The sequence below is a fragment of the Kocuria sp. MNB10 genome (assembly GCF_054073685.1).
The window spans coordinates 2,685,160-2,705,918 of the sequence record NZ_CM133411.1 but is presented as its reverse complement, the minus strand read 5'-3'; the positions used below and the strand labels follow the sequence as shown (position 1 = coordinate 2,705,918).

The window sequence follows — 20,759 nt, the reverse complement described above, 5'->3', positions numbered from 1 at the left end:
GGATCGGCGCGTCCCTACACTGGTGGTGTGCCCGCCGAATCCCTCTCCCACGACGCCGCGGACTCGCGCGTGTCCTACACCGTCCCGCGCCGGGGCATCGTGCACAGCGCGGAGCTCGAGATCAAGAAGTCGCGGTTCCTGGCACTACTCACCCGCGTGGACACGGAAGCGGAAGCCCGCGAGTTCATCTCCCGTGTGGCCGCCGAGCACCGGGACGCCCGTCACCACTGCTCGGCGTTCGTGCTCGGACCCACGCGCGCCACGACGCGCTCGTCCGACGACGGCGAACCGGCGGGTACCGCGGGCACGCCCATGCTGCAGGCGCTGACCGCGCACGCCACGACCCGGCAACGCACCGCGGACGAGGCCGGTGACCTCTCGGACGTGTGTGGCGTGGTCGTGCGGTGGTTCGGCGGGGTCAAGCTCGGGGCCGGCGGGCTCGTGCGCGCCTACTCCGGTGCCGTGACCGCCGCGCTGGACACCGCCCCGCTGGTGCGCAGGATGCGCTGCCGCGAACTGACCCTGCCGCTCCCCTACGCCGAGGCCGGCCGCGTGGAGTCCCAGATGCGCGCCCGCGGGTTCACGGTCCTGCCCACCGGTTACGGCTCCGCGGACGCGACCCTGCGCCTGCTCGTGGCGGACCTCCCCGGCGCCATCGACGACGCCCGGGCAGCCCTTGCGAGCATCACCGCGGGCCACGCGAGCGTCCACGAGGGACCCGCCCGGTGGGAGGACGTCCCCGACATGTGAAAGGTCCCGCTCCCCGTGACGGGGAGCGGGACCTTTCGGATTCACCTCACGGCGAGCTCACGGGCCGACGTGCCGCCGCGTGCGACTCAGTGACCGGTGAGCTTCTCGCGCAGAGCGGCGAGGGCCTCGTCGGACGCGAGCGTCCCGGCGTCCTCGGCCGGAGCCTCGGAGGAGTAGCTCGTGGGGCCGGAGGAGTGGCTCGGGGAGGACGAGGAGGACGAGGTGGTCGCCGCATCCTGGTCTTCCTGCAGGTGCTTGCGCACCTGCTCCTTGTGAGCCTCCCAGCGGGCCTGGGCCTGAGCGTACTGCTCCTCCCACGCGGCGCGCTGTTCCTCGTAACCCTCGATCCACTCGTTGGTCTCGGGATCGAAGCCCTCGGGGTACTTGTAGTTGCCCTGCTCGTCGTACTCGGCGGCCATGCCGTACTGGGCGGGATCGAACTCGGTGGAGTCCGGGTCCACACCCTCGTTGGCCTGCTTGAGGGACAACGAGATCCGGCGGCGGTCCAAGTCGATGTCGATGACCTTGACGAACAGCTCCTCGTTCACGGAGACGACCTGCTCGGCCATGTCCACGTGACGCTGCGCCAGCTCGGAGATGTGCACGAGGCCCTCGATGCCGTCCTCGACGCGAACAAACGCACCGAAGGGAACCAGCTTGGTGACCTTGCCGGGGACGACCTGACCCAGAGCGTGGGTGCGGGCGAACAGCTGCCACGGATCTTCCTGGGTGGCCTTGAGCGAGAGCGACACACGCTCGCGATCCATGTCCACGTCCAGCACCTCGACGGTGACTTCCTGACCGACCTCGACGACCTCGGAGGGGTGGTCGATGTGCTTCCAGGACAGCTCGGAGACGTGCACCAGACCGTCAACACCGCCGAGGTCCACGAACGCACCGAAGTTGACGATCGAGGACACGGTGCCCGTGCGGACCTGGCCCTTCTGCAGCTGCTGCAGGAAGTTGGCGCGCACCTCGGACTGGGTCTGCTCGAGCCATGCACGGCGGGAGAGCACCACGTTGTTGCGGTTCTTGTCCAGCTCGATGATCTTGGCCTCGAGCTGCTGACCGATGTACGGAGCGAGGTCGCGGACGCGGCGCATCTCCACGAGGGAGGCGGGCAGGAAGCCACGCAGGCCGATGTCCAGGATGAGGCCGCCCTTGACGACCTCGATGACGGTGCCGGTGACGACGCCGTCCTCGTCCTTGACCTTCTCGATATCGCCCCAGGCGCGCTCGTACTGAGCGCGCTTCTTGGAGAGGATCAGGCGACCTTCCTTGTCCTCCTTGGTGAGGACCAGAGCCTCCACCTCGTCACCCACAGCCACGACGTCATCGGGGTTGATGTCGTGCTTGATGGACAACTCACGAGAGGGGATGACACCTTCGGTCTTGTACCCGATGTCCAGGAGGACCTCGTCGCGGTCGACCTTGACGACGGTGCCTTCCACGAGGTCGCCGTCGTTGAAGTACTTGATGGTCGCGTCGACAGCGGCGAGGAAATCCTCTTCGGTTCCGATGTCGTTGACGGCGACCTGCTGGGTGGTGGTGGTCATGTAGTAGGGACTCCGATGAAATTGATGTGATGGTTTGGTGTCACCGACCCCGCCCTGTGGGGCGCACCGGATTGGCGACGTCACGCTTGATGTGGGCGTGCGAATACACGCACCGCTCCAGTCTAGGCCCGAAACCGTGCCGGTTCAAGCCTGGAGGGTGCGTCCGCGCGCTGCGCGAGCCGCGCTCAGAACGGGGAGATGCAGTACGGGTGGGTGGGCGTGGACATGAGCGCCTGGATGTCCCGCAGGGCGGCGTCGTCGCGCACGCGCAGCAGGCCCGCGTAATGCAGCGTGGACGCCTTGACCGCCCCAAGGTACAGCGAGCCGAGCGAATCGACGTTCAGGGCGACGTCCGCGCCGTCGGGCAGTTCCACGGCGGGCATGGACTTCCCCGCGAGATCGTCCTGTGTGCGCGGGCGGTCCGCTACGCGTTCCACGCGGGGGGCATCACCGGTGGTGTCGATCTCGTAGATCCCGTCCGCGAAGCCCATGGAGTCCACGACCGACATCCTGACCTTGCGGTGGGACGTGTAGTGCCGGGCGGACAGGGCTGCCACCGGGTCCAGGACGCGCAACCACAGTCGCTCGTAGCGCTTGCGCACGGTGTAGGCGGACATGTCCACCATGCCCCACATGAGCGGGTCCTCCATCTGGGCGCTGTTGTAGCGCACCTCCGTGACGAGGTCCAGGTTGCACAGGTACTCCCACAGGGCGATGCGCACCTGCGAGCTCGGGGACACGAGGTCCACGACCTTCAGGTACCCCTGGAACCCCTGGGTGGAGACGAACTTGTAGCTCACGTAGCCGTCCGCCTCACCCCGGGCGTCGTAGTGCACCGCGGTGCGGATCTCAGGATCCGCGCCCTCCTGGTCCCAGTTCCACCGACCGGAGGTAATGTCCCACCACTTCTGAGTGCGCGTGAGGGAGCCCGCCGTCACGCGGTGGAAGCGATCGAAGATGCTCGGCGCCAGCTCGGCCACGGCGTGGTTGTCGGCCATTTCCACCGTGCCCACGGTCGGGGCCTTCAACTGCAACCGCGTGTGCGCGTCCACCGTGATCTCGGAGTTGAACGTGCCCGCACCGAAACCGAAGCGACCGTAGATCGTGGCCTCGGAGGCGGTGAGCGCCGCGATCGGGAACCCCGCCTCGTGGGCCTCGGTCAGGTCGGTGGTCATGAGCCGGCGCAACAGTCCTCGCCGGGCATGGGTTGGGCGCACCGTGACCTCAGAGACCAACCACGCGGGCACGCTGCGCCCTTCCCCGAGCGTCAGCTCCGAGTCCCACGAGCAGAACGTGGCCACGGGTCGCTCGGCCCCCAGCGCGGCTGTGGGCACGGGGTCCGCGGTGTATGCGGCGCGGAAGCGGGTGCCAGCGGCGCGCATCGATCGCAGGTTGCGCTCGGTGGCCTCCTGCCCCGGTTCACGGCCGTGGAACCCCTGGGCGACCGCCCGGTTCCACTCCACGAACTCGGGGTTCGCGTCCGTGCCACCCTCGTTCGCGAGAAAGCGGCGCAGGACGTAGTCGTTCCCGCGGGCGCTGTACTCGCTCTCGCGGGTCTGCTCGTGCCGGGGTGTCGCGTTCATGATGCTCCTCGTCGTGACTCGGGCGGTTCGGGTGTGCCGTGGCCCGCCGCGCGGTGGCGGGTGTCGTGCTGGGTGCGCGGCCTGCTGCGGAGCCGAGCGGCGGGCTGAGTGGTCCGTGCACTCAGGCGGTCAGTGGGCGGCCTGGTGCCATGTCCGCCCCGTGCCCACGTTGACGTCCAGGGGCACGGTCAGTTCCGCGGCCCCGGCCATCTCGGTGCGCAGGATCTCCTCGACCCGCTCCGTCTCCCCCGGGGCGACCTCCACGATGAGTTCGTCGTGGACCTGCAGCAGCACCCGCGAGCGCAGGTCGTCCTCGCGCAGGGCCCGGTCCACGCCGATCATGGCCTTCTTGATGATGTCCGCGGCGGAGCCCTGGATGGGTGCGTTCAGGGCCATGCGCTCGGCGGCCTGGCGGGCCTGGCGGTTGTCGCTCGTGAGGTCCGGGAGGTAGCGGCGTCGCCCGTCGATCGTTTCGGTGTAGCCCTTGGAACGGGCTTCCTCGACGACGCCGCGCAGGAAGTCCCGCACGCCGCCGAAGCGTTCGAAGTAGCCGCTCATCATGGTGCGGGCCTCGTCCACGCCGATGTTCAGCTGCTGGGACAGGCCGTAGGAGCTCAGCCCGTAGACGAGGCCGTAACTCATGGCCTTGACCTTGGAACGCATCTGAGGGGTGACGTCCTCCGGGGCCACGTCGAACACGCGCGAGCCCACGAACCGATGCAGGTCCTCCCCGCCACGGAACGCCTCGATCAGGCCCTCGTCCCCGGACAGGTGGGCCATGATCCGCATCTCGATCTGGGAGTAGTCCGCGGTCATGAGGCATTCGAACGGGCCCTGGGAGTCCTCCCCCACCACGAACACGTCGCGGATGCGCTGGCCCTGCTCGGTGCGCACGGGGATGTTCTGCAGGTTGGGACCCGTGGAGGACAGCCGTCCGGTGGCCGCCACGGTCTGCTGGTACGTGGTGTGGATGCGCCCGTCCTCGGCGATCGCGTCCCGCAATCCGGCCACGATCTGCTTGAGCTTGGAGTACTCGCGCCAGTTCATGAGCGCCACGAGGAACCGCGAACCCTGGGTCTCGGGGTCCACGCGTCCGAGCAGGTCCGCGACCGCCGCGGCGTCCGTGGTGTACCCGGTCTTGGTCTTCTTGGTCTTGGGCAGGCCGAGTTCCTCGAACATCACGGCCTGCAGTTGCTTGGTGGAACCCAGGTTGATCTCGTGGTCGATCTGCGCCTGCGCCTGCTCGAAGGCCTGGTCGATCGGTTGCTGGAGGTCGTCGAACAACCGGTCGATACCTGGGCGGTCCATCGCGATCCCCGTGGCCTCCATCCGGGCGAGGATCACGGCGAGGGGCATCTCCAGATCCGTGAGCAGCCCCAGTTGGCCGTCGGCCTCGAGCAGCCCGCGCAGGTGTTCGCTCAACTGCCGGCACGCGGAACCGAGCGTGGCCTGGCGACGCAGTTCGGCGTCGCTCACACCGGCCAGCTCGTCCTGTTCGTCCGACGCGTCCAGCGCGAGTTCGGTCTGTCCGTTTTTCTCCGACGCCGCGGACTCGTCCGCGCGGGGCACCTCCACCTCCAGGTGGTGGCTCAGTTGGGCGTCCAGCTCGTAGGAACGCAGCGCGGGCCGCACGAGGTAGCCGGAGAGCTGGACGTCGTCCACGACACCGGCGAGCTCGATCCCGCGCTGGATCAGACCGTGGTACAGGTCCTTGAGGCCGTCCACGATCTTGGGCGCCGCCGGGTCTGCGAGCCATGCCTCGACGGCGATGGTCAGCTCCTGGTCCGCGGTCACGAGGTCCACGGCGGCACCGCCCTGGTTCATGAGCATGAGGGTGGTCACCTCCGCGCCGGAGGGCGCCTTGGGGTCGTGCGCCAAGCGGCGGACGACGATGGGCACGTCCTTCTCCCCCGCGTCCAGCCAATCGCTGAACTCCTGGGCGGTGCGCACCCGGGTGACGTCGGTGACCTCGGGAACCGTGGCGGCGGCGTCGTCGGAAGCTTGGGAACCGAAGGCCTCGAGCAGACGCCCGCGCAACTGGGCACCGAACTCGAGCTCGTCGAAGACTACGCCGACCCGCTCGGGATCGGCCTCGGGCAGTACCGCGTGATCCAGGTCCACGCCGAGGGGCAGGTCCGTGACCAGGCGGTTGAGTTTGCGGTTGCGCCGCACGAGGTCCTCGTGCTCGCGCAGGGCCTCGCCCTTCTTGCCGGTGATCCGGTCCGCGTGCTCGAGCAGCGATTCCACGGGACCGTAGGACGTGATCCACTTGGCCGCGAAGCCGGGACCCACGCCCGGCACACCCGGTAGGTTGTCCGCGGTCTCCCCCGTCAGCGCGGCGAGGTCCGGGTAGTTCTGCGGGGCGACCTTGTACTTCTCGAAGACCGCCTGCGCGTCCATGCGGCGCAGGTCCGACGGCGTGCGGCCCGGGTAGACCACCGTCACGTGGTCCGTGATCATCTGGAACGCGTCCCGGTCACCCGAGAACACGAGCACCTCGAAGTCCTCGGCGGCGGCCGTGGTGGCGAGCGTGGCCAGGACATCGTCCGCCTCGTGGCCCTCGCTCGTGACGATCGGAATGCCAACAGCCTCGAGGATGCGTCGGATGTTGGGGACCTGCCCGTGGAACTCCTCCGGGGTCTCGTCCCGGCCGCCCTTGTACTCCCCGTACTCCTGGGAGCGCAGGGTAGGGCCCTCGAGGTCGAAGGAGACGACCAGGTGGGTGGGCTTCTCCTCGCGCACGAGCTTGACCATGGTGTTCACAAATCCGTAGACGCCCTCGGTGTGGACGCCGTCGGACGTCACGAAACCGGGGCCCCCACCATACTCGGCAGCGCGGGATAGCGCGAAGAATGCGCGGAACGCCAGGGAGTGGCCGTCGATCAGTAGCAAGCGCTTCTCGGGCCGGGACACCGGAACGGGCAGCGAGACCTCCTGCGGGTGCTCGGTCTTCTCGCCGATCACCACGGTGCGGGTCTCAGGGACGTCCTGGCTGGCCTGCTTGCTCGTCTCAGTCACGGCTCCATCCTAGGGCCACCCCCGGACAGGCACAGGCGCCGGCGGAACACGGGCTCGGACGCGGGACGCCGCACGGCCAGGGACAGCTTCGGGCGCGTTCCGCGTGCGGCCCGGGACGAGCTGGGCCCCGGGGGCGTCAGGCCACCTGGCTGATGATCGCCTCGGCCACCTCGCGCATCGACAGCCTGCGATCCATGGACGTCTTCTGGATCCAGCGGAACGCCTCGGGCTCGGACAGACCCATCTTGGTCTGGAGCAGCGACTTGGCGCGTTCCACGAGCTTGCGCGTGGCGAACTGTTCCTTCATGTCCGCGACCTCGCTCTCGAGGGCCGTGATCTCCTCAAAACGAGACATCGCGATCTCGATCGCGGGCACCACGTCGTCCACGGTGAACGGCTTGACCACGTACGCCATGGCGCCGGCCTCCCGCGCACGCTCCACGAGCTCGCGCTGGCTGAACGCGGTGAGCAGTACCACGGGCGCGATCCGGTCCTGCGCGATCTGCTCCGCGGCGGTAATCCCGTCCATCACGGGCATCTTCACGTCCATGAGCACGAGGTCCGGGCGGTGCTCGGAGGCCAGGGCGACGGCGCGCTCCCCGTTCTCCGCCTGCGCCACCACGCGGTACCCGGCGTCCTCGAGCATCTCGACGATGTCCATGCGGATCAGCGCCTCGTCCTCCGCGACGACGACCGTCTTGGCTTCGGAACCCTGCGCCTCGGAACGGGCGGCGTGGTCCTGGGCGGGCGCGGCGTCGACGTGGGTCGTCTCGGCGCGGGCGGTGTCGGGCTGCGCGGCGTCAGGGTCTGCGGCGCCCGACCGTTGTGCCCCGGGCACAGTGGGCTCCGGGGTGTTCGACGAATCCGTCACGGGGACTCCTAGGTTTGGGGACAACTTGGTCGTGTCGACACGGCATCCAACCACGAGTGCCGCGAACGCGCCTCATGGGACACATCACACCCCCGGGCGCGGAAGGGGCGGACCGGTCTCCAGCCTAGACCCATCATGTATGCTGTTATCCGCACCGGCGGCGGTGGCCCGCACTACGGTCCCCTTCCCGGACATGCCCAAGTGGCGGAATTGGCAGACGCGCTGCACTCAAAATGCAGTATGGAGACATGTGTGGGTTCGAGTCCCACCTTGGGCACGACGAAACACCAAGTCAGAGCACTATAGAAACGGCCTCGTTGACACGGGGCCGTTTTTCGTTGACGCGCTCCCTATGCTCATCCCCATGGCAAGCATCCGAGAGCGCGTGCGCAAGGACGGGACGATCACGTGGGCCGTGCTCTGGCGCGAAGCCGAGACCGGCAAGCAGACGTCCCGGTCGATGCTCACCGAGCGGGACGCGGTGGAGCTGCGGGACTTCCTCAACGCCAACGGGCAGAGCTTCGCCCTCGCGGCCCAAGCTGCCGCTCGGCTCCGCTCCCCCGCGCCCACCGTGGCCGCGACGGTGGCCAACCACATCGAGACCCTCACGAGCGTCACCCCCGGCACACGGCACCGCTACCGGCTGCTCGCCGACCGGCACATCACGCAGACCGATCTCGGCGGGATCCCCATCGACACCCTCACCCGCGTCGACGTCTCCCGGTGGCTCAACGGGCTACCCCTGGCCACCAAGAGCAAGAAGAACGTCCACTCCCTGCTGTCAGCCGCCCTGGGCGATGCCCAGCGGGACGGCCGCGTCCCCACGAACGTCGCGCACGGCATCCGCTTCACGAAGTCCAACAGCCGCCGCGAGCCCGTCTTCCTCACCCGCGACCAGGTAGACGCAATCGCCGGGGCCATGCCCGAGCACTACCGCCCCTTCATCCACTTCCTCGCCGGCACCGGACTGCGCTGGTCCGAGGCCACAGCGCTACGCGTCCGCGACGTCGAGCTCACCAGCGAGCGCGGCACGGTGCATGTGACCCGTGCGTGGAAGGAGAACGGTGACGGGTGGGTCATCGGGGCGCCCAAGACCTCGCGCGGGCGGCGCACCGTGGTGATGCCGGCGGCGCTCACCTCGCTGGTGAAAGAGCGCGCGAGGGGGCGCGGGCGGGACGAGCTGCTGTTCACCGGGTATCACGGGGGCCGGATCTGGAACGGCGAGTTCCACAAGGCCGTGTGGCAGCCGGCGCTGGCCGAGGTCGGTGAGCAGCTTCCCGGGACGCCCCGTGTGCACGACCTGCGGCACACGCACGCGTCGTGGCTGATCGCGGCCGGGGTGCCGCTGACCGTGATCCAGCGGCGGCTCGGTCACGAGTCCATCAAGACGACGTCGGACACGTACGGGCACCTGGCGGATGACGCGGACCAGGCCGCGGCTGCGGCGCTGGACTGACTCAGTGGCCGCTCACGGTTGCCGCCCCGTAGCTGGAGAGCGCAGCTGGCGGGGGTTCACTCGTGGCTGGTCAGCGTCGCGGGCGGCAGCGTTTCTGCGTACTCGAGGGTTTCGTTCAGCTGCTCCCGGAAGACTTTCGGGGAAGGTGGCCCGTGGAGCTCCCCACCTTCGTAGACGACGCTTTCGATGCGGTCCTGGTTTCCGCCCGTGTGAGCCGCCTCGAGCCACGGCAGGTAGTGCGACTCGTAGTGGTCCTCGTTGCGGTTGATCACGAACCGGGTTTGGTTGGGAACGGGCTTCGAGTACCGGCGGACGGCGGACATGCGGTCGTCTGCCAGAGCTGTCCAGTCTGTCGCGAAATCGAACTTGTCCACGCCCTCAGGGGCGAGGTGAGGCCACGCCGCCCGCATCAGCGAGCGCTGGATCCAGAACCTGCCATGGGGCCGGTACTGGTAGACCATTGTCTGGGGGTTAAATGGCAGCGCCATTGACCCCGGCACGAGGGCTGAAACCTGCAGGGCGGCGAACCCTCCTCCGGATGAACCAGTGAAGATGACGTGTGAAGCGCCCACCCTCAAAGCCGCCGCCACCGCCCACTCGGCGATGACCCGCTGCGCGTCGAACTCGAGCCACCCCACATACCAAGACAGCCGCAGGTGCTCCCCCATCCACAAGGTGGGGTCTCCTACATACAGGGTGCTGACGGGGAGCTCGTTCAGGGTGCGGAGCCGCTCGAACCGCGGGATCGCGTGGGTTTTCCTGTCCAGTGCACCGTGGAAAGCCACGACCATGGTGTCCGATTCTTTGTTCACCAGCAGCGCGTCAAGATGCTGCCCACCAGGGAGCGTGTGACGGTACCGAGCTGCGGAACGTTCACCGCTACACTCAAACTCTGGGCGGAGGCCACACTCGTTGACGGGGGCGTTCAGACCACCTAAGGCGAGATCTTCCGGGGGGATCGCCGGCATCGTGTTCTCCTCTGAACAGTTGGGGGGCGTGCTGAGTCTACCCACGACCACGGGACAGCCACCGGCACACGAAGACCCGGACATGACAAAAGCGCCCCACACCATCATGGCGTGGGGCGCTTTGTCTTGAGTGGGGTCAGGCTGCAGTGGACCCGCCGGCGGGGTTGCGGTCGAGCTGTGCGAGCTCGACCTCGAGCTCCACGATGGGGTCCCCGAATCGTTCGGAGTTCTCGACCGCGAGGGCGGTCCCCTCATCGATGAGGTCGAGATCCTCCTCTGGCGCGTTTGCTCGCGGCGGGTCCGTGTCCGCCGGCTGCGCGAGCGCGCGGTGCTCCCCGGTGCCGTCTGGCATCCCCGGGAACCCGAGCACACCGCGGCCGGCTACCTCCGGGATGTTGATCTGCACCGGTTTCGCGTCGGTCGGGGTGAACTTCCCACCGATCAGGGTACCGACCGCTGCGATCAGCACGGCCACGGCCGACCCAATGGTTGCCGCGGTTGCGGGGTCATCCTCGACACCTGTCTTGATGAGCACGTACGCGGCGAGGATGCCGATGGCGCCGCCCACCCCGGTGCCTGCGGCAGCTCCCTTTGTGGTCGCACCCATCCGGTGACCGTTGTCCACTGCTTCGGTTTGCTGGCCTGCCTTGCTCATGCCTTCACCCCCGTGTCCTTCTTCGCATTGCTCGCGGCGCGGCCGAGGAGTTCGTACGCGTCGTCGGGGCCGTTGACCTTCTCGTTCAGGTAGCCCCACACGGACAGCCCGAGCACCTTCGGGGCCACCGCGCGGGTGATCGCTTCCACGCCTCGGGAGACCTTGCGGACCAAGTCCCAGTTCTCCTTGTCGTACTTCGCGATGTACGCGAGGCTGACCTGCCGTCCCTTGCTGTCCTTGAACTTGCGATCCAGGACCGCCCTGCCGAGCGCGGCCGACCCTTCGGTGCTGGTCGCCCACGCGTTCAGCGCGGCGTTGATTTCCTTCTGAGATGCCATGGTGAACCACTCCAATAGATCGAATTGCTTGGTGGGTTGTGCGGTCGGCGCCGTTCCGGTGCCGTAGCCGCGGCGGTCCGCTCCGGTGTAGACCACTGCGGACGCCTTTGGACGCAGCCAGCCGGAGACCATGCCCGTGCCGGCGTTCCAGTACCCGAGCCGCGCCACGTGCGCCGGGTACTGCGAGTAGTAACGGACGCTGCCGTCGTTGAAGTAGAACGCCTTCAGCGGAGCCTTGAACCCGTCCTGTTGGACGACGTCCACGCCCTGCTGGTCGGCCTTGAGGACGACTGCCACGTGTCCGTAGGGGTTCACGGCGTTGCCGCCCCACACGATCACGTCACCCTTGCGCGGGATGAGGCCCGGGTTACCCGGGTCGTTGCGGATCACGTCGTAGTACCGCGGCGAGGCCCCATCCAGGACCGTGCGCGCGTCCCCGCCAGCGAGCGCGACGAACAGGCCCACCTGGTATACGTCGATTCCGAACTGGTCTGGGACGTCCTTGCATTGCAGACCGTAGGACCCGTCAGGGTCCATGGCCAGGCCGGGTGCGTGGTCCAGCCATTCGGCGATCTCCGCGGCCGCTCGTGTATCGGTGGACACGACTGCCCCTTTCTGCTGGACGCCCCATGATGCCCGCGAGTTGTACACGGCGGGGTCCAGCTGCGGGGGTCCGCCCCACTGCTGGTCACCACCGGTGGTGACGTGTATATGGTCCGAGTGCGGGGACGCCCCGGTGTACACCTGCCACTTCCACCCGGTGTGGAACCCCGCGATGCGCGGGGCCGGGGTGGTGGTCGTGGACAGGTCATGGATCAGGTAGCCGCGCTTCGAGAACGGGTGCTGCCCGCCGGCGCCTAGCGCGCGGAGGTGCTCGGCGAGCGCGAGTGCGTCGGCCGGGAGGAGTCCTGTTCCGTCGGCTTCGATGTCGACGCCGATGTCCACGGCGTGGGTGATGCCGTGGCGGTCAGCGAAGTGGCCGCCGGTGGATCCGGCGCGAGCGTCTGCCATGTACCCGGTGATGAATCCTTTGTTCTGGGCGCGGGCGCCGTAGCGTGCGCGGACTTCGTCCCAGAGTTGTTGGGACATGCCGTCTGGGCCGCGGTAGGTCACCGTGAGGTCCATGCCGACCACCCCCTTTCCTGCCCCGTGTGGGGCATGAGAAAACCCCGCCGGGGCGGGGTTCATGAGTTCTTGATGATCGGCTCGGGTGGTGGGTCTTCGTTGAGGCGCACGATGTGCCACTGGCCGCGGATGTCGCGGATCCATTGCCACAGTTGGCCGTTGATCTCGGTGACCCGGTCGACCTTTCCCCCCATGTCATCCAGGCGGGCCTGCAACGCGGTCACGGCTGCCCGGTCTGTTGCCGATGCTTCGAGGGCTTGGCGGGCGATGTGCAGCGCGTCCCGGTCCGGCGCAGGCGCGACCACCGTCTCCATGGCCTTCTCCTGCTCCTGGTGGGTCGGCTTGGATCGCACCCAGGAGATCAGCAGGGTGACCAGGGTCGCCAGCAGACCAGTGCCGGACAGGAGCGCGACGAGCACCTGCGTAGGGTCCGCTTGGGAAAGCCATTCGTTGAGGCTCATTCGGCGTCCCCCTTCAACATGCGTAGAGCTGAGGTGGTGCGCTCCTGTGCTTTCACCTCAGCGCGCACCTGGGACTCCAACCACCACAACAGGGCGCACTTCGCGGCGGACCCGAGGGACAAGCACGCCACGATCACCAAGGCCAGGGTGGAGCCAAGCTGACCGTTGCCGTAGATGGCGACCGCTGTGATGCCCCACCCGAAGGTGAGTAGTAGCCACCCGAGTTTCTCGGTCATGATCGTCGTAAGCGGCGGGATTTTCCGTGCGCCAATGTGGCGCACGAGGACACCAACTATGGTGACCGCACCGCCGACCACGAGAAACCCGGCGATGATTACCTGCAGAATGTGCGGGATTGAGGCCAGGGAGTGGGACGCAACCCACCGGCCGTCCGGAACCAGCGCGTCCACGCCGACGAGACCTCCGCCGAGGACAGCTAGCGCGCAGTCACGGACCGAAAGGATGTTGGCGATGAGCCTGTCGAAAAGCCAAGGTGGATCATGCGTGGGTCTGGGTGCGTGGTCAGGCATCTTGCCTCCAATGCGAGGGGGCACCCCGTGAGGTGGTAGGCGGTGGGGTCATATCCGAGTTACGGGCGTGTAGGACGGGACGAGTTCTCTGCCCTTGGACGCGGTGACGGCGTCGCGGTAGGCGGTGCGGTTAGCGGCGTGGTGGAGCCTCGCCTGCTCGTAAGCCTTGAGGGAGTTACCCACCCGCCATGCCACGTCACCGGTGACTGCGGTTTCGAAGAGGATGTTTGGGCGGTCCCATTCGGTGGCGACGCCGTTGCGGTAACGCCAAATCGAATCCCACGCGATCCACTCGCGCGCGTCGATCCCATTCGCGATAAGGCCGGCGATGACCGAATCGGACAGGGCCTTGGAGAGAGACTGCACGGCTGGGTGTACGCCGTACCTCACACTCGGCGGGGACAAGGCATAGTCACCGGCTTCCATACCGCCCTCGTGAGAGTCGAGTACGAGGGTCAGATTCCGGTACCGGTGCACGACCCCAGCGATAGACCGGGTCTCAGGTTGCGATAAGGCGAGCACGTCCTGGTTGACGTCCACACCGTTAGCGTTCTTCTTGTCGTGCTGCCCGTAGGTGTCCGCCTGCGTGGTTGGGATGATGATCCACGACGTAGTCGCCAGGTAGTCACGCACCGTCTGGTCGGTGGTGGTTACGAGCTGCCGAATGTACTGCATCCCGGACTCCCGGCACGACGTCTCCCCAGAGTGGATAGAGCAGGTCAGGAGCACCACATCCTCCGCGGTGGCGGGCTCAGCACCCACAATGGCACCGTAGATGGTGCGCCCCTGCACTGACCTGCCCACCGCGATCACCCGCATGGGCACCGTGTTCTGCTCGGCCGCCTGCGCGAAAAGCCAGTCCACACCGTCCTGGTAGGTGCCGACCGTCCCGTTGGTCTCGAAGTATGTCTGCGCCATGTCAGGCCTCCATCTCCGGGGCAATGCCACCATCAAGTGATGCAGTGACCCAATCGACTTCCAAAGTCCCGGGTCCAGCGGAGCCGATACCTACCCGCCCTGGGGCTAGGACTGTGGGTCGGGACGGGGACGCCTGCCAGTTGCCGGGTTCCACTGCGGTGTCCGCCCACGCCTTGAAGTAGATCGTGTTGTTGTAGATCCGGGCGCGCACCCGATACCAGGTGCCCACTATGGGTGCACCCAGTGGGTTTGCTCCGGTGCCGCCGCCAGATACCCCCGCGTTGCGGGTCCACCAGTTGATTTGCCCGGACGCGGCCAGGTAGATCTCCTGCCCGTTTCGGGTGGCGAAGTCACCGCCCGCGTGGAAAACAAACCGGGGCAGCGCCTTGAGGTCGGTGACCCGCCACCGTGCGAGAAGTTCCACGTCACGCACCGCAGCACCCAGGACATCCCACGTCAGCATCTGCAAGTTTGTGCCGGTTCCTGTGACTTTGAGAGCCTTCCCGGATAGTGCGTCCGTGTCAGCCTCCACAGTCCACGGCGCGGTCCCCCACAGTGGTGTCCACTTCCCCGGTGCCTGGCCCACCGCAGTGCCATAAAAAGTCGTGCGTTTCTCCACGGTGGGCGGGGACAGGAGAAAGTCCCCCGGCTGCAAGGTCATGCGGGCATTGGGATCGGTGATAATCCTGCGAACATCGGAGGAAGTAACGAAAATTTCGTGCGCCCGATCCACCCGCATGTAAGTGGAATCCACATAAGACCCCACCTCCGTGGTGGGATCCACCACACTGTCGAGCACCGCGGCGTCAAACGCTGCGCGAGACATGGACTGGCGGTCCGCCAGGTGGGAGGCCACCGCCGCGTCGGAGGTGTCGCCCGGCTCAAGGCCGCCCAGGGCCTCCACGGCACTGAGCCGCGTGTCGTGGGCGTCGATCTGGCCCTGCAAGTCCTGGTCCCCGGCAGCGGCGTAATTCTGGGCGGACAGAAGAGCCGCGTTCACATCCGCGGCAGTAGCACCCCCACCGCCTGCGACCGTGTCAGCGTAGGCCTTCGCGTCCGTGAGAGTCTGCGCGTCCCTAGCCGCCATGTCGGTGCGGAGCTGCGTGTCATCAAAGGTGGTCCCACTCCCGGTGCCGGTTCCACCAACCTTCGCCCACGGTCGCCACGTGTCAATGTAGAAGTTGCGGGTCCATACCTCACCGCCACGGGAGGCTGTGTACACCTGATTGGTGATCCCACCGCCCACAACCACGTTCAGCACGCCGGATTTATATGTGGACGTTATCGGCGGGTAATGACGCGCATCGGTGACATTTGCGTCCGCCGTCTGAACATAGGTCCCCTGGGCCTTTACCTCGTCAAGGTCCCCGGTCCCGAGTGCGGGTGAGGTAGCCGGAGGTGTACCGACCTTCGCCCACGGCCGCCATGCGTCGACGTAGAAATTGCGGGTCCACACCTCACCCTCACGGAGCGTGTAGATCTGGTACACCACACCTGACCCGGCGTTGAGGACCTGCAGAGTCCCACCCAACGCCACAGGGTAGTTCTTCTCCAGTGACGCATTCGAAGAATTTACCTGGGCGTAGAAGCCCGACATGGTGACGTCATTCAGATTCGTCGTGGCGTCAATGCTCTTCGGCGCCACAGACTGAGCAAGACCCCGAACCCAATCTCCAGTAGCACCGAGCAGCGCCCCTGTGGTGTCGATAGAAGGCACACGAACAGGCATGGGTCAGTCTCCAATCAAGTAAGCGCCGGCCACCGACGGATCAGGGACCACCTTCACGGACCCACCACCCCCGCCAGTGCCGGGAGGCGGGTAGAGGGTCACACCGGACGCGTTGACCACGACATTGGCGGCCAGCGCGATCGTCCCGTTGACCGCGTTGGGTTGGGTCTCGTACAGGATGGTTGCGGTTCCGGTGACCACGTTGGACACCAGCACCGGGTCTTTGGTCATCCGTCCTAGCCGGACCGGCACCGAATTGGTGCCAGTGAAGTGCATCCGGTTACCAGTGAGCACAGGGGCCCTGCTCGACCCGTCGTTCTGGTCGGTCTGGATCCCCACAGCACCGTTGTGGCGGGAGGCGATGTAGTTAGTACTGATCGACACCGCCGACCACACCGACCCATCCCCGTTCCCAGACTTCCGCAGAATCACCCCGTAGTAGTTATCCAGCAGGTAGTTGCCCTCGATCTGCGTGTACAGCTCACCGTGCCGCTCGGGCGCTTCGTTACCGTCAGTGACGGTGATCCCCAGGTCATAACCGCGGACCCAGTTGCCCACGATCATGTCGTGGTGCCCGCCACCGTCATAAAGGTTGATGCCGTAGTTCGCACCCCACGTAATAGCCGGACCGGTCAGGCCGGCGCGAGGCACACCTGCCAGCATGTTGCCCACAACCAACGAATACGGGGAACGCAGACCGATCCCGGAAGACTTCTCCCCATCGGGGTCGCCACCGCGGAAGTCATTGCCCGAGATAATCGCGCCCCAGCACCCGGGGTGTGTGGTCACACCATTGTTGGCGTACCCGGAAAACTCGCAGTTACGCACCACGCACGCGATCGTGGGGATTTTGTAGGACTGATGATAGGTCTGGTCCACGACCTGGTTGCCGCCGTCTGACTTGCACCTGTCCACAACGCATGCTTGGGAGCTGATCAAGCGGAACACGGGTCGTTGGTAGAGGGCCACCGAGCTCGACGGTGGTCCCACGTACGCGGATTCGGATTCCGTCACGGTGCACCGGTAGCAGCCCGTGAAGGAGACCAGTGCGCCGTTGTCCCTGGCGCGCACCTCGTGGACGTCACGGATCATCAGGTCCTTGGCGTAGTCCGCCGAGATGGTGGTGCCGATGTCACCTTCGATGCGGAACCCTTCAATGCGGGCACCTTGGTGCCAGTACATCCGGTTCACCGTGGTCTGGGTCCGTGACTGCGGGTGAGTCTCCTGGAACTTGTCGGCGCGGTAGGCATTGAAGATCACGCCGGTGAGGGTCTTGAACTTCGTGGCGGAGAGGATCTCCTTGATCGTCAGGTACTCACCGTTCCACGGACCCCCGCTATTGCCAGTGGCCATACCCAGACGGTCCTCGTAAGGCGCGTCCACGGAGGCGATCTGGCGTTGACCAACGATGCGGATGGTCTCCCCCACCTGGAAACCGTGGGGCACAGCTGTGGTAAAGACGGAGTCCCCGGCGTTGTACGTTCCCGTCGTCGAAACCTCCACCTGTTCCGCGGTCCCGCGGATCGTGAACAGCGAGGTGATGCTTGACTTCGGTTTCAGGGTTGCGCCATTGCCGATGAGAATCGCGCCGGAAGGGATGCGCAGCGCAGCAGACACGACGTAGGTCTTCTTCGCAAAGTGCACCGGGGCCTGAGCCGCGTTATCCAACGCCGCCTGAATAGCCGCCGTGTCATCCGTGACCCCGTCGCCCTTGGCGCCGAAGTCGGTGACCAACGCGACCCTGGACTGCCGGTCCTTCCACGCCTGAGACGAAAGCACCCGGGTCACCGCAGCGTCGATCTGCGCCTGAGTGGCCCCACCCAGCACGGAGTTCAAGATCGCCCCATCGACGTAATCACGCAGCTCCGTCTGCGCGTCTGAGATCTTGCTCGTCGCCCAGGCCTTCGTGCTGTCCTGCGAAGCGGTGACCGCGTTGTCCGTGGTCACCGCGAGCGCGGACCACCATGCCGCAGATGGGTGGATGTCGGTGGGGGTGGGGTAGCTAATTCCAGACGGGGTGAGTGCGGGCATCTGGAGCTCCTTACTTTCTCAGCGGTGAGTCGTCGTGCTGCGCGAGGGTTTCCTGCTTGAACTTGTCGTCCACTTGGGCCAGAGACAGGCCGTTGTACCAGGCGTCGAACTCGTCGAGGGTGACGGCGGCGGCGGTCACCTCGGTGACTAGGAGGTCGACGGTCATCTCGTGGCTGCCGGCGGCGATCTTGTGGTCGATGCGCCTGATGACGCCGACGATGGAGAGCCCGGTTCGTACTTCATCCGTGACGCGGATCCGGTCTCCGAGCTGGAGACGGGGATCCGGCAGGATCGACAGGTCGGAGATACCAGGCTTTGGGGTCGTCAGGTCAGCGGCGATTATGTCCGCTACCTGCTTCGCGGTGGCGGCGTCCTGGATGTGCCACCCCACGTCGTGTTCCAGATCGGGTGCCCAGGACGGACCTTGGGCTGAGGACGTTTCTTCCGAGGGTGCTGCGGTAGCGATCCCCATGGCGCGCAGTAGCGGCAGGCCCTTGTCCCGGTAGGCGGTCTTGACGTAGCTGAGGTCCTCGCTGCTGGTCGCAGTGCGAATCCGGTCCGCTCCCGTGGGCAGGGACTGCACGTCCAGGGTCCACCGCCACGCGTCGGGCCCTGCTGGTTCGAACGTCATGCTGGTCTTGCCGCTTCCAGCGTTGAGGATCTCCGACCCGTCAGAGGCGACCGCGGTGAAACCGTGGTAGCTGCCCTGGCCCGTATTGAGCAGGCCGGCGTTGGTGTCTCCGTAGACCTCACGAGGAGTGGAATCCACCTGGACCCATTGCTGTGTCTCCGGTGGGTTGATGACCAGTTCGGCGCGGTCGCCCGCGACGTACTCGTCCTTCGATCCCTCGTGCACGACGATCGCGGAGCGCCGGGACGTACGGGTCGACCAGGTCGTGTACTTCACCGTGACTTTTCGACGAACGTCTTGCTTGTCCATGTCTAGTCGGGCATCAGCGAGCTCCGATGAGGTCAGGGACCGGACGATGGGCCGGGTCTTCATGTACCTGTTGCCCTGCCACTGCAGGATCCCGTCTTCGTCGATCCACACCGCTGCGCATTCGGCCTCTGCCTGTTCCCTGATGACCTGCCCCGCAGGTTCGGACACGAGCGCAGGCATGACAGTGAGGTTCTTCAGGGGCGTGTCCGGCCGGTACTGGAACGTCCGCCGGAACGTCTCGGCCTCCGTGGCGCTGCCCGTGTAGTTGATCTGCACACCGTTGAGCCCGTTCCCAGTGGGGATGTACAGGCGTGCCTCATCCCACTGGGTATCCCGCATGACTGCGCCGCCTATCTCCGTGCGCGTCGTCTTCACGACTCCCGTGTCCGTCGTGATCTGGAACTCCAGCACCGTGGTAGACATACGGCGCACACGCAACGTCACGCACTCCCACGGCCCAGCGTCACCACCAGGAAGGACGACGATGTTGGTCTCCTCGCCCTCCCGAAGAATCTTCGCCGCGATCGTGCGCTCACCCGTGATCGCGAGCCGGATCTCCCGCTCGTAGCTACTCCCCACCCACCGGCAGGCCACGTAGGAGGAGCTTCGCTGGTCCTTTCGCGCGCACAGCGTGATCGACAAGGGCCTGTTCGACTGGATGCCCCCGCTCCACGGCCGGTTCCACGGGTCTACCTTGTAGGTGGCGTAGCAATCGGTCATGTAAATCGATCCGGGCGTGATGTCCGTGTACGCCCCCGGGTGGAACCGGCCCCATTGGGCGATGTTGGAAACCCGGTAGGAGTTGACAAGTACACCCCGTTCGGGCCAGGTGCAGCCCACCAGCGGGACAGACAGCACGCAGTACCCGCCCATGGGGGGTGTGTTGTAGAACCCTGCCGCACGTGCCGCGACGTTCACCGGGAACACGTTGAGCAGGCCGGTCAGACGCTGACGCTCGGTGCCGGTAGTAGCGTTGGGTGGCATCTCACGAAACACCGGCCGGTGAGAGACCGGAACCGAGAGAGCATCCGTGTCGTCAACCAGCGGGACGCTCAGGCTGCTGTCCGAGAAGTTCGACTGGGTGCCATCGACGGCTCCCGTGAAGATCCGGTGCGCGGTCTTCCCATCGCTCACCTTGACCGCGGTGCGGGCACCCGGCTCGGGCCAATCCTTAGTGGTGTAGGGAGTCGCCACGCGCCCATTGACCGTCGGGGCCTGGTACGCCTCTACGTTCGAGGTCGCAGCGGACTGCCCTCCGACTGCCGCGGCCTGTCCGGGAAGGGGGGAGGGAAGGTCTCGGGTAACAGACACCGCGGAGGTGGGGTACGGGAGACCTTCCACGACCGCTGAGACCTCGCGTACAGATTCGCTGGACCACTGGCCGCTACGCACCTGCCCCCACCTCCGTAACCGTCGCCGAATACGAGACTCTCTGCCGCCGCTCATCTGACGGGGATGCCTGCTCAATCTGCTCCTGCAGGCTGTGCACGACCACCTGGCTCGTACCACGGCCGGGCGACCACGGCATCATGGACGAAGTCCAGCTGATCGCCGGACACGCGATGGTCACGGGACTGTCCGAGGTCACCCGCAGATCCACAGCGCGCGCGTTGCTGGCCGGGACCACGGTTGCGCTCACACGACGACGGCGGACCAACCCCTTGTCGGTGACCTCCCCACGGTTCGTCAAAGCTCCCGCCGCGTTCATGCACGCAGCTGTCAGGGTCACTGGCCCATCACTGCTCACCCAGGCCGAGACTGTCACCGCCCGGCCAGGCTGGACCGGGGTGAACGCACCGACCCTTTGGACTCCCGATATCCCCAGGATCG

At 66.5% G+C, this 20,759-nt stretch carries 15 protein-coding genes and 1 tRNA gene; 3 read left to right on the top strand and 13 right to left on the bottom strand.

The features are described from left to right. Positions 1 to 27: 27 nt before the first annotated feature. Entirely contained in the window at positions 28 to 750 is a 723-nt protein-coding gene (locus ACW9PK_RS12370) for an IMPACT family protein (protein WP_400695661.1), read from the top strand. Positions 751 to 836: 86 nt separating this feature from the next. On the opposite strand, the gene rpsA is transcribed toward ACW9PK_RS12370, so the two are convergent. From rpsA to ACW9PK_RS12350, 4 genes are all read right to left on the bottom strand, one after another. Then, positions 837 to 2,306 (bottom strand): 30S ribosomal protein S1, encoded by a 1,470-nt coding sequence (gene rpsA, locus ACW9PK_RS12365; RefSeq protein ID WP_035962088.1) that lies wholly within the window; start codon positions 2,304 to 2,306, stop codon positions 837 to 839. 185 nt (positions 2,307 to 2,491) lie between these two features. Beyond that, complete coding sequence (locus ACW9PK_RS12360; protein WP_457016074.1) at positions 2,492 to 3,889, bottom strand: GNAT family N-acetyltransferase; 1,398 nt, start codon at positions 3,887 to 3,889, stop codon at positions 2,492 to 2,494. Between the two features lie 129 nt (positions 3,890 to 4,018). Next, complete coding sequence (polA, locus tag ACW9PK_RS12355; protein WP_457016072.1) at positions 4,019 to 6,907, bottom strand: DNA polymerase I; 2,889 nt, start codon at positions 6,905 to 6,907, stop codon at positions 4,019 to 4,021. 136 nt (positions 6,908 to 7,043) lie between these two features. Next, a complete protein-coding gene (locus tag ACW9PK_RS12350; RefSeq protein ID WP_085108562.1) occupies positions 7,044 to 7,577 on the bottom strand; it encodes an ANTAR domain-containing response regulator in 534 nt (177 codons plus the stop codon). A 396-nt stretch (positions 7,578 to 7,973) separates the two neighbouring features. Here ACW9PK_RS12350 and ACW9PK_RS12345 point away from each other — a divergent pair. Both ACW9PK_RS12345 and ACW9PK_RS12340 read left to right on the top strand, forming a co-directional pair. Then, a tRNA-Leu gene (locus ACW9PK_RS12345) sits at positions 7,974 to 8,055 on the top strand. Positions 8,056 to 8,142: 87 nt separating this feature from the next. Next, on the top strand, positions 8,143 to 9,234 hold the full coding sequence (locus ACW9PK_RS12340; protein ID WP_457016070.1) for a tyrosine-type recombinase/integrase: 1,092 nt from the start codon (positions 8,143 to 8,145) through the stop codon (positions 9,232 to 9,234). Between the two features lie 56 nt (positions 9,235 to 9,290). On the opposite strand, the gene ACW9PK_RS12335 is transcribed toward ACW9PK_RS12340, so the two are convergent. The 9 genes from ACW9PK_RS12335 to ACW9PK_RS12295 all read right to left on the bottom strand — a co-directional run bounded on the left by ACW9PK_RS12335 (position 9,291) and on the right by ACW9PK_RS12295 (position 20,123). Further along, on the bottom strand, positions 9,291 to 10,025 hold the full coding sequence (locus ACW9PK_RS12335; protein ID WP_457016068.1) for a hypothetical protein: 735 nt from the start codon (positions 10,023 to 10,025) through the stop codon (positions 9,291 to 9,293). A gap of 313 nt (positions 10,026 to 10,338) precedes the next feature. Then, a complete protein-coding gene (locus ACW9PK_RS12330; protein ID WP_457016066.1) occupies positions 10,339 to 10,857 on the bottom strand; it encodes a hypothetical protein in 519 nt (172 codons plus the stop codon). Then, complete coding sequence (locus ACW9PK_RS12325; protein ID WP_457017227.1) at positions 10,854 to 12,320, bottom strand: CHAP domain-containing protein; 1,467 nt, start codon at positions 12,318 to 12,320, stop codon at positions 10,854 to 10,856. The genes ACW9PK_RS12330 and ACW9PK_RS12325 overlap by 4 nt, the downstream gene beginning before the upstream one ends. Before the next feature lie 59 nt (positions 12,321 to 12,379). Next, the gene (locus tag ACW9PK_RS12320) at positions 12,380 to 12,781 is read right to left on the bottom strand and encodes a hypothetical protein (RefSeq protein WP_457016064.1); all 402 of its coding nucleotides are present in this window, start codon (positions 12,779 to 12,781) and stop codon (positions 12,380 to 12,382) included. Continuing rightward, positions 12,778 to 13,311, bottom strand: coding sequence for a hypothetical protein (locus ACW9PK_RS12315; RefSeq protein ID WP_457016062.1), 534 nt, complete (start codon positions 13,309 to 13,311; stop codon positions 12,778 to 12,780). The genes ACW9PK_RS12320 and ACW9PK_RS12315 overlap by 4 nt, the downstream gene beginning before the upstream one ends. Before the next feature lie 48 nt (positions 13,312 to 13,359). After that, positions 13,360 to 14,229 (bottom strand): M14 family zinc carboxypeptidase, encoded by an 870-nt coding sequence (locus ACW9PK_RS12310; protein ID WP_457016060.1) that lies wholly within the window; start codon positions 14,227 to 14,229, stop codon positions 13,360 to 13,362. A 1-nt stretch (position 14,230) separates the two neighbouring features. Next, positions 14,231 to 15,958: a pyocin knob domain-containing protein gene (locus ACW9PK_RS12305; RefSeq protein ID WP_457016058.1), complete on the bottom strand. Its 1,728-nt coding sequence runs from the start codon at positions 15,956 to 15,958 to the stop codon at positions 14,231 to 14,233. Positions 15,959 to 15,961: 3 nt separating this feature from the next. Beyond that, positions 15,962 to 17,989, bottom strand: coding sequence for a glycosyl hydrolase family 28-related protein (locus ACW9PK_RS12300; RefSeq protein ID WP_457016056.1), 2,028 nt, complete (start codon positions 17,987 to 17,989; stop codon positions 15,962 to 15,964). 10 nt (positions 17,990 to 17,999) lie between these two features. Further along, the gene (locus tag ACW9PK_RS12295) at positions 18,000 to 20,123 is read right to left on the bottom strand and encodes a hypothetical protein (protein WP_457016054.1); all 2,124 of its coding nucleotides are present in this window, start codon (positions 20,121 to 20,123) and stop codon (positions 18,000 to 18,002) included. Positions 20,124 to 20,759: the final 636 nt, after the last annotated feature.

Bases quoted from the DNA above. Each gene is read 5' to 3' on its own strand.
- ACW9PK_RS12315 (WP_457016062.1), bottom strand. From the start codon at position 13,311: ATGCCTGACCACGCACCCAGACCCACGCATGATCCACCTTGGCTTTTC.
- ACW9PK_RS12330 (WP_457016066.1), bottom strand. From the start codon at position 10,857: ATGAGCAAGGCAGGCCAGCAAACCGAAGCAGTGGACAACGGTCACCGG.
- ACW9PK_RS12325 (WP_457017227.1), bottom strand. From the start codon at position 12,320: ATGGACCTCACGGTGACCTACCGCGGCCCAGACGGCATGTCCCAACAA.
- ACW9PK_RS12335 (WP_457016068.1), bottom strand. From the start codon at position 10,025: ATGGTCGTGGCTTTCCACGGTGCACTGGACAGGAAAACCCACGCGATC.
- ACW9PK_RS12360 (WP_457016074.1), bottom strand. From the start codon at position 3,889: ATGAACGCGACACCCCGGCACGAGCAGACCCGCGAGAGCGAGTACAGC.
- ACW9PK_RS12305 (WP_457016058.1), bottom strand. From the start codon at position 15,958: ATGCCTGTTCGTGTGCCTTCTATCGACACCACAGGGGCGCTGCTCGGT.
- rpsA (WP_035962088.1), bottom strand. From the start codon at position 2,306: ATGACCACCACCACCCAGCAGGTCGCCGTCAACGACATCGGAACCGAA.
- ACW9PK_RS12300 (WP_457016056.1), bottom strand. From the start codon at position 17,989: ATGCCCGCACTCACCCCGTCTGGAATTAGCTACCCCACCCCCACCGAC.
- ACW9PK_RS12320 (WP_457016064.1), bottom strand. From the start codon at position 12,781: ATGAGCCTCAACGAATGGCTTTCCCAAGCGGACCCTACGCAGGTGCTC.
- ACW9PK_RS12310 (WP_457016060.1), bottom strand. From the start codon at position 14,229: ATGGCGCAGACATACTTCGAGACCAACGGGACGGTCGGCACCTACCAG.
- ACW9PK_RS12340 (WP_457016070.1), top strand. From the start codon at position 8,143: ATGGCAAGCATCCGAGAGCGCGTGCGCAAGGACGGGACGATCACGTGG.